This window comes from Streptomyces sp. NPDC030820 (assembly GCF_055572075.1).
This window is the reverse complement of record NZ_JBVIEB010000006.1, coordinates 457,315-469,938: the sequence shown is the minus strand read 5'-3', so window position 1 is coordinate 469,938 and position 12,624 is coordinate 457,315. Positions and strand designations below refer to the sequence as shown.

The window sequence follows — 12,624 nt, the reverse complement described above, 5'->3', positions numbered from 1 at the left end:
CACCCCGCCACGACACATCCTTCGGGGCGTCCAGATCTCTTGCCCCCCGAGAGGAGCACGACGTGCGTACAGGCAAGGAATACCTCGCGGCACTGAACGACGGCCGCACGGTGTGGGTGGGTGACGAACTCGTCGACGACGTGTCGACGCACCCCAAGACCAGGGCGTACGCCCGGAGCATCGCGGACTTCTACGACCTGCACCACCGTCCCGACCTCCAGGACGTCATGACGTTCCTGGACGAGGACGGTGTCCGGCGGTCCATGACATGGTTCCAGCACCGCTCCAAGGAGGACCTGCTGCGCAAGCGGCGCTACCTGGAGACGGTGCAGCGGGAACTGGGCGGCGGTGCGATCCCGCGCACGCCGGACGTCAACAACTACGTCCTGCTGACCTACATCGACGACCCCGAGCCCTGGAGCAGCCAGTCCGTCGGGACCGACGGGCGGGACCTCACCGGTGGGATCCTCGACTTCTGGAACGTGATGCGGGACGGCGACCTCAACGCGACGCCGGCCTTCGTCGACCCGCAGGCGGACCGCTCGCGCGATTCCGCACAGGCCATCTCCCCCGCACTGCGGGTGGTCGCCACCTCGGACGAGGGCATCACCGTGCGAGGCGTGAAGTCGATCAGCACCGGCGCGGCCTTCGGGGACTGGATCCACATCGGCGTCTTCTACCGCCCCGGCATCGTGTCGGAGCAGATCATCTACGGGGCGGTGAAGCCCAACACCCCCGGGGTCACCATCATCTGCCGCGAGAGCAACGTCCGCGACGGCGAGGAGGTGGAGCACCCGCTCGCCTCGCAGGGTGACGAGCTGGACAGCATCATCGTGTTCGAGGACGTGCTCATCCCCTGGAACCGGGTCTTCCACATCGGCAACCCCGAGCACGCCTCGCTGTACCCGCAGCGCGTCTTCGACTGGTTGCACTACCACTCGCTGGTGCGTGCCATGGTCAAGGCCGAGCTGATGCTCGGTCTGGCCCTGCTGATCACCGAGCACATCGGCACCTACCAACTGCCGCCCGTCCAGGCGCGGATCGCCCGGTTCGCCGGCTTCCTCCAGACGCTCAAGGCGCATGTGATCGCCTCGGAGGACGAAGGCTTCTTCACTCCCGGCGGCATCTACAAGCCGAACGTCCTGATGTTCGACTTCGGGCGGGCGTACTACATCGAGCACATCACCGACCTGACCCACGAGCTCATCGACCTGTCCGGTCGTGCCGCGCTCATCTATCCCACCGAGGGGCAGTGGGAGCGGCCCGAACTGCGGCCGTGGCTGACGGCGCTGCAGACCGGACCGGTCGGCAGGCCGCACGACCGGCTGAAGATCAGCCGGGTGATCCGCGACATGTTCCTGTCCGACTGGGGCGACCGCATCAGCACCTTCGAGAACTTCAACGGCACGCCCCTGCTGGCCATCCGAAGCCTCACAATGAAACGTGCCGAGATGTCCCCCACCGGCAGCATGGCGGACCTCGCGCGCAAGGTCTGCGGCATCGAGAGCGTGAGCAACGACGGGGAGCAGGAGACCGCGTACCTGGCCCAGGCGGACTACGCCCGACGCCAGGACGCCTCCCGTCAGAACGCCTCGTAGCAGGATGCCGGGGCCCGGGTCAGAGCATGCCGCACTCCCGGGCCCTGGCGACCGCTGCGCTCCGGTCGTGCGCACCGAGTTTGCGGAAGACCGCCCGTACCTGTGTCTTGACGGTGTTGTGGGACACATAGAACTCGGCGGCGATCTCACGCAGTGTCAGCGGACCGCACAGGGCGCGGAGCACCCGGCGCTCGCCGAGCGACAGCTCCTGGGGGTCGGACACGACGAGCGGCACGACGGTGTCCTCGCGGACTCGCCCGAGCAGTTCCGTGAGCACTCCTGGTGACTCGCACCGGGCCGCTGCCCGCGCGGCCGCCTCACGGGCTTCCCGCGCGGCGTCCGCGTTGTGCCGCGCAGTGGCAAGTCGTGCCCGTGTGACGTGGTACAAGGCGTGCATCTGGGGTTCGCTTCCTGTCCTGGACGAGTCCGCCAGCGCCGCTTCCGCATCGGCCAGGGTCCGTTCGGCCTCGTCGGCCCGTCCCTCGTCGAGGAGCAGGCCGGCCCTGCCGATGTAGGCGGGCGCCGCGACGAAGTGCCGCTCCAGCCCGGCCGTCCCGGCCGCGTCCAGGGCTTCGTCGCTCAGCATGCGCGCCGGCTCATGGCGTCCGGCCAGCAGGGCGCACAGCGCCCGCAGCCCCAGCGCGCGGACGAGCGTCAGGCCGTGCCCGGCGGCATGCGCGTCACGGGTCGCCTCGCCGAGCAGCGCCTCGGCCTCCTCGTACCGGGAGGTCCACAGCAGAGCGGTACCGCGGGCCGTACAGGCCAGGGCACGCCAGGAAGTCAACGGGACGGTGCCGGCGAAGACGGTTTCGGCGAGACGGTCGCCGGTCAGGACCTCCCCCTGCAGCCAGCAGGCCACGGCCCGGGCGACGGCCGCCGCATCGGACACCGTGCTTCCTTCGCCGACCTTCTCCGCTCCCGGCCCCCTGAGCCGGACCACGTCCAGCCAGCGCCGGGCCGTTTCCGGAGCACCCCCCGACAGGGCCGCCATCGCCGCCACGACGCACAGTCTTGCGTCGGCGGCGACCGTGCGGAGCGGCAAGAGCTCCAGCCATTGCCTGACCTCCCGACCGCGGCCTGCCGAGATCGCCTGTTCCCAGTCGTGGAGTATCGACGCGACGGCGGCGGCCTCGTCACCGCCGCGCAACCAGTGCCGTACGGCCGCGGTCGTCTCGCCCTGCCGTGAGTACCACCGAGCCGCCGTCCTGTGCAACGACACGGCGGTCTCGCGCCCTTCGGATCCGAGAAGGTCGCAGAGCAGCGCGGACAGTGCGCGGTGACGCCGGTATGCCGAGGGATCGGCGGCTACGGGCACGAGCAGTTGGACGGTCCGTGCAAGCTCGCGCAGCAGTACGCCCGCCCGGTCCCCGGCGAGGGCCCGGCACGGCCCGGCGCTCAACTCGTCGAGCACACTGGTACGGAGCAGGAACTCGCGCTGCTCGGTGGTGAGCCGGTGGAGCACCTCGGTGGCCAGGTACTCGGTGACCGCTCGCCTGCCGCGGGCCAGGTCGGCCGCCGTGTCGGCGTCGTCCGACGAGCGAGCGAGGGTACGGCCCATGATGCACAGCGCCGCCGCCCACCCCTCGGTGGTCTCGTACACCGCGCTCAACGTGTCCGGGGCCGGAGCGGACCCGAGCAGATCGGTGAGCACGGCCTGTGCCTCCTCGGGGGTGAAGGCCAGGTCGTGCCGGTCGAGTTCGGCGACCGCGCCCCGGGCGCGCAGGGTCGGTACGGGTCCACCCGGAACGTGACGGGTCGACAGAACGACGCGAAAGCCCTGCGGAAGCCTTGTCAGGAAATCCGAAAGGCTGCGGACCGCATCGACGTCCGTGATCGATTCCACTCCGTCGAGGATCAGCGTGAGCGGTCCCTGTCCGTCCAGTCCGCTCACGAGGCTCGGCAGGATCTTCTCGAGCCACGCGTCGAGTGTCCACTCGCCGCTGTGGGGGCGGACGGGCAGTTCCGGCCGTACGTGCTGCAACGCCCGCAGGATGCCGGCCCAGAGCCGGCCCGGGGCGTTGTCGTACGCGTCCAGGCTGAGCCAGGCGCACGCGCCACGAGTTGCGAGGCTTCGCGACCACTCGGTCAGGAGCACCGTCTTTCCGGCACCGGCGGGCGCGGAGACCACCACCACGGGCTCGGTCGACGCGTCCAGCCGGCGCAGCAGCCGGGGGCGGGTCAGCTGGTGCGGGGGCTGGTCCCCGGGACGCAGCTTGAAGGTCGGCACGGAACTGGTCATGGCACCTTCGGTGGAGTCGTCAGGACTGGTGGAGCCCCCGGCGTCCGTGGCTCGCCTGCAGGAGCCGGACGCCGGGGGGCGTAGTGGACCGGGGCAGGGATACGGCAGCCTTCGCCGGGCCGCTGTCACCCGCGCTAGCAGGGGGGCCTGAGCGTGCCGAAGTCTCCGCCGAAGTGGACCAGCGGCCGGCCTTCCATCCGGTGTTCGAAGTGACGGACGTCGCCCACGAATATGGTGTGATCGCCGCCGGGCAGCGCCGCGGCGACGTCGCACACGACAGCCGCGATGGCGTCCTTCAGCACCGGCACGCCGTGATCGTCGATGGTCTCCACACCCGCGAACTTGTCCGGCTTGGAAACGGCGAAGTTCCGCGCGAGGTGCTCGCTGTCCTCGCCGAGGACGTTGACGGCGAAGCGGCCGTGCTCCGCGATCGCGGTCCGCGTGTACAGCTGGTTTCCGATGCACACGAGCAGTTGGAGCGGCTCCAGCGACAGCGCGGAGACGGCGCTCGCCGTCATGCCGATGGGCGTGCTGCCCGAGCATGTGGTGATCACGCTGACACCCGTGGCGAGCCGGCTCATCGTGGCTCGGAACCCGAAGACGACATCAAGGGTTTCACTCATTTGAGGACCTCCGTGAATTCGGGGCTGAACCCCGCGGTGTGATGGAGTGTTCGACGTCGGCCGTCCTCGTGGATGACCGGCTCCCGTCGTGGTGACGCCGTGAGGATCAGTCCGTGACGCAGGGTTCGAGGACGAAGGTGTGGCGCAGCAGGGTGTACGGCACGTCGGTCATGCCCCGGCAGGGCCCGGCGTCGGCCGGGTAGGTGTCGTAGCGGTCGACCAGCGACTCCTTGACGCCGAACACCGGATCGGTGTCCAGGTGCGGGTCGTCCGAGGGGAAGAGCATGGTGGTCACGCGCTGGAATCCCGGCGCTTCGATCAGCAGGTGCACATGGGCGGGACGCATGAGCGACCTGCTGGTCGCGCTCATGAGTTCGCCGACCGGGCCGTCACCGGGTATCGGGTAGCTGGACGGGCGGATGGAACGGAAAGCGAAGTGCCCCGTCTCGTCGGTGCGGAACAGCGCGCGCATGGCCGGCTCGTCCAGGCCGGGCACCTCCATGTCGTAGTGGCCGTCCGAGTCGCTGTGCCAGACGTCCACCGCCGCGTCGGCCACCGGCGCTCCCTCGTGGTCCACGACCCGTCCCTCGAAGAACAGCGGGGTACCGGACAGACCCCCGGAGATGTCGGCGGCGTCGGCCTGCTGCGGCCTGTCCTCCCTGAAGTACGGGCCCAGCACGCTGTTCTGCGTGGCCTGGCTGGGGCGTCGGTTGGTCAGGGCGTCGACCAGCATGGTGACGCCGAGCACGTCGGACAGCAGGATGAACTCCTGACGCGTCGGGGTGCACGTCTGCCCGGTGCGCGTCAGGAAGTCGACTCCCCGGGCCCATTCGTCCTGCGTCAGTTCGACGTCGCGGACGAAGGCGTGCAGGTGACGCACCAGTGATTCCAGGATCTCGGCGACGCGGGAGTCCTTGGTGTCCCGCATGGTCGAGATCACGGCCTCGGTGATGGTGTCGCTGGTCAGATCACGCATGACGCGCTCCCGTGGTGGTTGGGTGGTGGGTCGGGGACTCGGTCCGGGGATGTCCGTCGCCGGGTGATGTGCACGGCGGTTGTCCGGACCAGGCGCGGGTCAGGAGGGCGCGTACCGCCGTCCGTTCGACTGGTCGCGGGTTCCAGTAGCCGTCCCGCACGATGAGTTCGGCCGCCTGCTCGATGCCCGATTCCGGCATGCCGAGGTCCCGTAGCGCCCTGGGGGCGGCGAGCCGTCCCGCGAAGTCGAAGAGTCCCTTCGCGGCGTCGGCCGCCGACAGCGCCCTTGCGATGCGTGCCATGGCCTCGGGCGCCGCCGGTGCGTTGTAGGCGACGACGTGCGGCAGGACGACCGTGTGGGTTTCGGCGTGCGGAAGCCCGAACGTGCCGCCCAGGACGTGGCACACCTTGTGGTGCAGGGCCATGCCGACCGTGCCGAGGCACGTGCCGGCCAGCCACGCCCCGTACAGGGCGTCGGCCCGCGCCTCGCGGTCGTCCGGACGTTGTGCGACGACCGGGAGGGAGCGGATGAGGGATTCGAGCGCTTCACCGGCCATCAGGAAGGCGAGCGGGTCCCGGTCCTGTGCGTAGAGGGCCTCCACCGCGTGCGCCATCGCGTTGATGCCGCTGACCACCGATGCCGCCGCGGGAAACGTGAACGTCAGGTCGACGTCGTACACCACGGTCTTCGGCAGCACTTCCGGCAGCCGGCGGGTCGTCTTCCGGCGCCCTTCGGTCTCTCCGAGGATCGGCGTCATCTCCGAGCCGGCGTAGGTGGTGGGCAACGCCAGTTGTGGCAGCCCGGTCCGCAGAGCGATCGCCTTGCCGAGGCCGATCGTCGAGCCACCGCCGATGGCGAGCACCGAGTCCGCTCCCACGGTTCTGGCATACGCGACCGCCTTCTCCGTGACCTCGACGGGGGTGTGCGGAGCCGCTTCCGTGAAAGTTCCCACCGCCGCCGTACCCAGTACGTCGTGTACCTCCACTGCCTGGCCCGCTTGACCGGGTGTGCACAGGATGAGCACCCGACGGCATCCGAGGGCATCAGCCTCTTCAGGGATACGGCTGCGCGTACCGCTGCCGAAGACCACCTTGGTGATCTGTCCCCGATGCACGAATGTCTTCATGAGAATTCCCCAGTCCCGCCGTCTGCTTGGAACCAAGACTTTCGATGCCTGAATGACGGGGGTCAACGTAATCCGCGAGGGATAGCGGGCACCGGCGTTGAAATACCTTGTTCGTGCGACAGGCTCCGCGCCCGGGGCCTCCGGCGCTCGACGGACATCACTCGTCTGCGCGATGCGGTGGGTGTCCATGGGCTGGATCGTGGATCCGGAACTCTGTCAGGCGGATATGCCGGTCGAGGTCACCGGAACGGCGTCCGAGGGGTCCGCATTCACGAACGGCGAGGGTTCAGGTCGGGGGGTGCCGAACCCAGGAATACGGCCGCTGTCCGTGCGTCTCCCGGACCAGGTGCGGACCGGTCCGGCGCGCACCTGATCGACGGCTGAGATCCGGCCGTCGTCCCCACCCCAGGAGGCACCATGACCGGAACCGGACCCGACTGCGAGGCCGACCCCGACATCCCGCTGAGTCCGGCGGCGACGGGGAAGACCGATGAGGACGCGAAGGCCGTGGCGGACCACGACATGCAGGCCCGCTTCGAACCGGCACTGGTGCACCGTGACCGGCTTTTCGCGGCCGCCGTGCGGATGACCGGCAGTCCGACCGACGCCGAGGACCTGCTCCAGGAGACGTACGCCCGGGCCTACGCCTCGTTCCACCAGTTCCGCGAGGGCACGAATCTCAGGGCCTGGCTGTACCGCATCCTCACCACCACGTTCCTCAACTACCGCCGCAGTCAACGCAGGCGGCCGCAACGCGACGACACGACGGCGATCGAGGACTGGCAGATCGCCCGCGCGGCCTCGCACACCTCGTCGGGACTGCGCTCCGCCGAGGCCGAGGCGCTCGACCACCTGCCCGACCCCGACGTCAAGGCGGCGCTGCAAGCCGTCCCGGAAGACTTCCGGACGGCGGTGTACCTCTTCGACGTCGAGGGCTTCACCACCCGTGAGATCGCCGACATCATGCAGACTCCCGTCGGCACCGTGCTGTCCCGACTGCACCGAGGTCACCGACGGCTGCGCTCGCTGCTGGAGGGCTATGCCCAGGAGCACCGTCTCGTCCCGGCGGGCCACGTTCGAGGCAGTGGGTCCGCACCACGGGCTGGTGAGCGAGGTCACCCGGGACGGCGGCGGAAGGCGGGATGCACGCAGGGGGCAGCGGTGTTCCAAGAGCGCATGGAACACCCGTTGACAGCCCTCCGGCCCGGTGTCCGGGACAGCCCTGGGCCGGAGGGCTCGACTCCCGTACCGAGTGAGTGAGGAAGAGATGCCGAGACCCAGCACCGGTGCCGTCGATGCCGAGCTATGTGCACTCCTCGTCATGCCGGACGGCTCGGCGGTGCCCGTGTCCACGCGACTGGGCTATCGTCCCGACGATCCCTACGCGGTCCGTGCGACCTTCCGCCTCGGCGGTGACCGGGCGGTCGAATGGTTCTTCGCCCGTGGGCTCCTGAGAGAGGGGCTGCTCCAGCCAGTCGGTATCGGCGACGTCCGCCTGCGCCCTGCTTGGCACCAGGGACAGCACATGGTGCAGATCGTCCTCACGCCGCCCGCAGGACGGGCGGACCTCATGTTCCCCTGGCCGGTGGTGACGGAGTTCCTGCAACGCACCGATGCGGTGGTGTCACCCGGCACCGAGCACGTGCATGTCGACCTGGACGCCCAACTGATGCATCTTCTCGCAGAGCACTGACCCAACACCCACGATCGATCGATCATCGATCACAGCGATCTCGGGACAGGAGACCACGATGTTGACCGTGCTGTCGCCGATCTTCGCTCTGCTCGCAGCGGCAACCAACGCACTGGGAACCGTGATGCAGCGCCGGGCCGCCACCGTCGTCCCGCAGTCCAGCGGTCTACGCATCGGCCTGATGTGGGACCTGCTGCGCACACCGGTCTGGCTGCTCGGCATAGGTGGGGTCGCCCTCTCGGCGATCTTCCAGGGCGCCGCGCTGGCCACCGGCGCCCTGGCGGTCGTACAGCCGCTCTTCATGCTGGAGTTGCCGTTCGTGCTGCTGCTCGCGAGCATCGTCTTCGGGCGCCCGTTGCCCCGGGCCGGCTGGGTGCCCGTCGGCAGTATCGGGGGCGGCCTGGGCCTGGCGTTGTTCGCGGCCGCGCCGACCGGTGGCACTCTCGGGATCCCCGCGGCCCGGTGGACAGCGGTACTGACCTGCTGCCTGCTCGCCGTGGTGGTGCTGTGCAGCGTCGCGGTCAGGCTGCCCAACGGCGCGGCGCGCGCCGCGTGCATGGGCCTGGCCGCCGCCGTCTCCTACTCCCTCACTGCCGCGCTCATGAAGTCCTCGACCGCCGCCCTCGGCCGCCGGGGTATGGGCGCCTTCTTCACCGCATGGCAGACCTATGCGTTCGCAGCCCTCGGCGTGTGCGCCCTGTTCCTGCTGGAGAACGCCATGCAGTCCGGACCGCTGGTCGCCTCCCAGCCTGCCCTGACCCTCGGGGACACCCTGGTGAGCCTGGCGCTCGGCGTCACCCTCTACGGGGAAAGACTGCGTGGTGGCTGGTGGCTGACCCTCCAGGTGTTCGGGCTCGCGCTGGTGGCGTACGGGGTCGCCCGCCTGTCACGTCAGCATCTCGTTCCCGCAGGAATGTGAAATACCCGATTCGCGCGAGAGCGGCCGACGGCACAACCCTTGAATCGCAGCCAATATCGCCGATCTGCGGGATGGCCAAGCGCGCCGTGGCATCGGACCGTGGAACCAGGTCTCAGCGGACGGCCCCGGCAGGCTGAATGCACATCGGGCGGACATGTCGGCGGCGTAAAACACTCCGCGATGGACACAGAATTCACGCGAGCATCTGGAGATCCGAAAAATATGGGGAAATTGGTCAATACGGCCCTGGAGGCCGTGGCGGATGTGCCGGATGGAGCGTCGTTGGCCGTGGGCGGGTTCGGATTGAGTGGTGTGCCGAACGTGCTGATCCAGGCCCTGTTCGAGCGAGGCGTCGGCGGGCTGTCGGTCGTCTCGAACAACTGCGGGGCAATGGATTCGGGCCTGGCGGTACTGCTCTCGGCGGGCCGGATCGGACGGGTGACGGGATCGTATGTCGGGGCGAACAAGGAGTTCGCGCGGCAGTACCTGTCCGGTGAGCTGGAGGTGGAGCTGATCCCGCAGGGCACGCTCGCCGAACGGCTGCGCGCCGGCGGCGCGGGCATCCCCGGCTTTTACACCCCGGCGGGGGTGGGCACGCAGGTCGCCGAGGGCGGTCTGCCCTGGCGCTACGACGGCTCCGGCGGGGTCGCACTGGCCTCGCCGGCCAAGGAGGTGCGGGTCTTCGACGGCACCGAGTACGTGCTCGAACGCGGCATCCGCACCGACTTCGCGCTGGTGCGGGCGGCGCAGGGCGACCGGCACGGAAACCTGGTGTTCAGCAAGTCCGCCCGCAACTTCAACCCCCTCGCGGCCATGGCCGGCAGGGTCACGATCGCGGAGGTGGAGGAGCTGGTCGAGCCCGGCGAGATCGATCCGGACGCGGTGCACCTGCCCGGCATCTTCGTCCAGCGGGTGTTGACCCTCACCCCGCAGCAGGCGGCGGACAAGAAGATCGAGCGGCGGACGGTGACCAGCTGATGGCCTGGACTCGTGAGGAGATGGCCGCCCGCTCCGCGCGTGAGCTGCGCGACGGCCAGTACGTCAATCTCGGCATCGGCCTGCCCACGCTGATCCCCACCTACCTGCCGCCAGGGGTGGAGGTGATCCTCGAGTCGGAGAACGGCATCCTGGGCACCGGCCCCTACCCGGGTGCGGACGAGGTCGACCCGGACCTGATCAACGCCGGCAAGGAGACCGTCACGGTCCTGCCCGGCGCCTCCTTCTTCGACTCCGCACTGTCCTTCGCGATGATCCGCGGCGGGCACATCGACGTCGCGGTGCTGGGTGCCATGCAGGTCTCCGAGCAGGGGGACCTGGCGAACTGGGCGATCCCCGGAAAGATGATCACGGGGATCGGCGGTGCGATGGACCTGGTCCACGGCGCCCGCACGGTCATCGTCGTCATGACGCACACGGCCAAGGACGGCTCGCCGAAGATCCGCACCGAGTGCACGCTGCCGCTGACCGGGAAGCACTGCGTGAACCGGATCATCACCGATCTCGGTGTCCTCGACGTCACCGACGAGGGGCTTGTGCTGGTCGAGTGCGCACCTTCCGTCGACGTCGAGGAGATCATCGCCAACACCGACGCCAAGCTGACCGTCACGGAGGGCCTGCTGTGAACCCCGTCTACATCATCGACGCCGTGCGCACGCCGATCGGGCGCTACAACGGCGGCCTGGCCTCGGTGCGCCCCGACGACCTGGCTGCCCACGCCATCCGCGAACTCCTCTCCCGCATACCCCAGTTGGACCCTGCGCGCATCGAGGACGTGTACCTCGGCAACGCCAACGGCGCCGGCGAGGAGAACCGCAACGTGGCCCGCATGGCCGCCCTGCTCGCCGGCCTGCCCACCAGCGTGCCCGGGGCGACGGTCAACCGGCTGTGCGCCTCCGGACTCGAAGCCGTCATCCAGGCCGCCCGCGCCATCGCTGTCGGCGACGCCTCCGTCGCCATCGCCGGCGGCGTGGAGTCCATGACCCGCGCCCCCTACGTCCTGCCCAAGAACGACAGACCGTTCCCGGCCGCCCACGCCGAGCTGTACTCCACCACGCTGGGCTGGCGCATGGTGAACCCGGCGATGAACCCGCAATGGACCATCCCTCTCGGGGAGTCGGCCGAGCTGATCGCCGAGAAGCACAAGATCGGCCGTGAGCAGCAGGACGAGTTCGCCCTGCACAGCCACCAGAAGGCCGCAGCCGCCCAGGAACAGGGCCTGCTCGACGCCGAGTTGGTGCCCGTCCCGGTCCCGCAGCGCAACGGCGACCCCCAGCTGTTCGCGGCCGACGAGTGCGTACGCCCGAACGCCTCCCTCGCGGCGATGGCAAGGCTCAAGCCATCCTTCCGTACCAAGCAGGGCACGGTCACCGCCGGCAACGCCTCCCCCCTCAACGACGGCGCCGCCGCCCTGCTGCTGGCCGACGAGGAGGGTGTGAAGGCCATCGGCCGCGAGCCGCTGGCACGCGTCTGCGCGACCGGAGTCTCCGCGATCGACCCCGACTACTTCGGCCTCGCCCCCGTCGAGGCCGTCGACCGGGCCCTGGCCAAGGCCGCCCGGACCTTCGCCGATCTCGACGTACTGGAGCTGAACGAGGCCTTCGCCGCCCAGGTCCTCGGCTGCCTCGCCGAATGGCCAGAGTTCGACCCGGCGATCCTCAACCCGCAGGGCGGCGCCATCGCGCTCGGCCACCCCCTCGGCGCCTCCGGCGCCCGCCTCGCCGGCACCGTCGCCCACCAGCTCGCCCGCCGCGGCTCCGGCACGGGCGTCGCCACCCTCTGCATCGGCGTGGGCCAGGGCCTCGCCCTCGTCCTCGAACGCTGACACGAACGGGGCGAGCAGACCGTCGTGGGGAACAGCGTCCGGGACGGGAATCGGCAGCGGCCTCCGCGCGGGGTCGGCGGGTGCGGACGTACGGTACTGATATGTGCGCCATGCGGGAAGGCGGCGCGGCGCAGCCCCACGGGCCCCGCTCCCCTTCACCCACCGCCGGGTCACTGCGCCGGGCCGAGCTGGACCGGCTGCTGGAGCTCGCCGTGCGCGACACGGGCGTGCACGCGGGAGCGGTCTTCCTGCTGGCATCCGACGGCCAGACCCTGCGGCTGGAGGTGGCCGCAGGCATGCCGGCGGAGTATCTCGCGCCCTGGTTCGGGGTCCCGCTGTCGAGCCGCTTTCCCGTGACCGATGCGGTGCGCGAGCGGCGGCTCGTCTGGCTCGGCGACCCGGAGGACCTCGCCCGTCGCTATCCGCGCACGGCGATCGCCCTGCCCTACCACCATGCGGTGGTCGCGGCACCGCTCCTCACCGGAACCACGGTCTGGGGCGCACTGCTGCTGTTCTGGCCCGGGGGCGGGGATAGGGCCCACAACAACACAAAGACCAGAACCAAAAAAAGTCCCGGCTGCGGGGGGGGAGCAGGCACGGGCCAGTGTGACAACAACAGAGAAACGGAA

General features: G+C 69.8%; 12 protein-coding genes. 8 read left to right on the top strand and 4 right to left on the bottom strand.

Going from position 1 to position 12,624, the window contains the following annotated elements; genetic code table 11:
• Positions 1–62: 62 nt before the first annotated feature.
• Entirely contained in the window at positions 63–1,598 is a 1,536-nt protein-coding gene (locus tag ACZ418_RS19850) for a 4-hydroxyphenylacetate 3-hydroxylase family protein (protein WP_468364289.1), read from the top strand.
• A 19-nt stretch (positions 1,599–1,617) separates the two neighbouring features.
• Here ACZ418_RS19850 and ACZ418_RS19845 read toward each other — a convergent pair whose 3' ends face one another.
• The 4 genes from ACZ418_RS19845 to ACZ418_RS19830 form a co-directional block, all read right to left on the bottom strand.
• A complete protein-coding gene (locus ACZ418_RS19845) occupies positions 1,618–3,837 on the bottom strand; it encodes a helix-turn-helix transcriptional regulator (protein WP_468364286.1) in 2,220 nt (739 codons plus the stop codon).
• A 134-nt stretch (positions 3,838–3,971) separates the two neighbouring features.
• A complete protein-coding gene (locus ACZ418_RS19840) occupies positions 3,972–4,460 on the bottom strand; it encodes a flavin reductase family protein (protein ID WP_079048623.1) in 489 nt (162 codons plus the stop codon).
• A gap of 106 nt (positions 4,461–4,566) precedes the next feature.
• A complete protein-coding gene (locus tag ACZ418_RS19835; RefSeq protein ID WP_067046031.1) occupies positions 4,567–5,436 on the bottom strand; it encodes a dioxygenase family protein in 870 nt (289 codons plus the stop codon).
• Positions 5,429–6,562: a maleylacetate reductase gene (locus ACZ418_RS19830; protein ID WP_468364282.1), complete on the bottom strand. Its 1,134-nt coding sequence runs from the start codon at positions 6,560–6,562 to the stop codon at positions 5,429–5,431. Before ACZ418_RS19830 ends, ACZ418_RS19835 begins: the two co-directional genes overlap by 8 nt.
• A gap of 417 nt (positions 6,563–6,979) precedes the next feature.
• Here ACZ418_RS19830 and ACZ418_RS19825 point away from each other — a divergent pair, with 417 nt between their 5' ends.
• The 7 genes from ACZ418_RS19825 to ACZ418_RS19795 form a co-directional block, all read left to right on the top strand.
• Complete coding sequence (locus ACZ418_RS19825) at positions 6,980–7,822, top strand: sigma-70 family RNA polymerase sigma factor (protein ID WP_468364279.1); 843 nt, start codon at positions 6,980–6,982, stop codon at positions 7,820–7,822.
• A 61-nt stretch (positions 7,823–7,883) separates the two neighbouring features.
• A complete protein-coding gene (locus ACZ418_RS19820; RefSeq protein ID WP_468364276.1) occupies positions 7,884–8,255 on the top strand; it encodes an SsgA family sporulation/cell division regulator in 372 nt (123 codons plus the stop codon).
• Positions 8,256–8,313: 58 nt separating this feature from the next.
• Positions 8,314–9,174, top strand: coding sequence for a DMT family transporter (locus ACZ418_RS19815; protein WP_468364274.1), 861 nt, complete (start codon positions 8,314–8,316; stop codon positions 9,172–9,174).
• Between the two features lie 222 nt (positions 9,175–9,396).
• Entirely contained in the window at positions 9,397–10,152 is a 756-nt protein-coding gene (locus tag ACZ418_RS19810) for a CoA transferase subunit A (RefSeq protein ID WP_468364403.1), read from the top strand.
• Complete coding sequence (locus ACZ418_RS19805) at positions 10,152–10,796, top strand: CoA transferase subunit B (RefSeq protein WP_468364271.1); 645 nt, start codon at positions 10,152–10,154, stop codon at positions 10,794–10,796. Before ACZ418_RS19810 ends, ACZ418_RS19805 begins: the two co-directional genes overlap by 1 nt.
• On the top strand, positions 10,793–11,995 hold the full coding sequence (locus tag ACZ418_RS19800) for a thiolase family protein (RefSeq protein ID WP_468364269.1): 1,203 nt from the start codon (positions 10,793–10,795) through the stop codon (positions 11,993–11,995). The genes ACZ418_RS19805 and ACZ418_RS19800 overlap by 4 nt, the downstream gene beginning before the upstream one ends.
• A gap of 101 nt (positions 11,996–12,096) precedes the next feature.
• Positions 12,097–12,624, top strand: a 528-nt coding sequence (locus ACZ418_RS19795; RefSeq protein WP_468364266.1) for a GAF domain-containing protein, incomplete at its 3' end; no start/stop codon positions are given.

What these genes read in the sequence shown, in the direction of transcription:
- ACZ418_RS19845 (WP_468364286.1), bottom strand. Translation starts at nt 3,837, where the DNA reads ATGACCAGTTCCGTGCCGACCTTCAAGCTGCGTCCCGGGGACCAGCCC.
- ACZ418_RS19840 (WP_079048623.1), bottom strand. Translation starts at nt 4,460, where the DNA reads ATGAGTGAAACCCTTGATGTCGTCTTCGGGTTCCGAGCCACGATGAGC.
- ACZ418_RS19835 (WP_067046031.1), bottom strand. Translation starts at nt 5,436, where the DNA reads ATGCGTGATCTGACCAGCGACACCATCACCGAGGCCGTGATCTCGACC.
- ACZ418_RS19830 (WP_468364282.1), bottom strand. Translation starts at nt 6,562, where the DNA reads ATGAAGACATTCGTGCATCGGGGACAGATCACCAAGGTGGTCTTCGGC.
- ACZ418_RS19825 (WP_468364279.1), top strand. Translation starts at nt 6,980, where the DNA reads ATGACCGGAACCGGACCCGACTGCGAGGCCGACCCCGACATCCCGCTG.
- ACZ418_RS19820 (WP_468364276.1), top strand. Translation starts at nt 7,884, where the DNA reads ATGCCGGACGGCTCGGCGGTGCCCGTGTCCACGCGACTGGGCTATCGT.
- ACZ418_RS19815 (WP_468364274.1), top strand. Translation starts at nt 8,314, where the DNA reads ATGTTGACCGTGCTGTCGCCGATCTTCGCTCTGCTCGCAGCGGCAACC.
- ACZ418_RS19810 (WP_468364403.1), top strand. Translation starts at nt 9,397, where the DNA reads ATGGGGAAATTGGTCAATACGGCCCTGGAGGCCGTGGCGGATGTGCCG.
- ACZ418_RS19805 (WP_468364271.1), top strand. Translation starts at nt 10,152, where the DNA reads ATGGCCTGGACTCGTGAGGAGATGGCCGCCCGCTCCGCGCGTGAGCTG.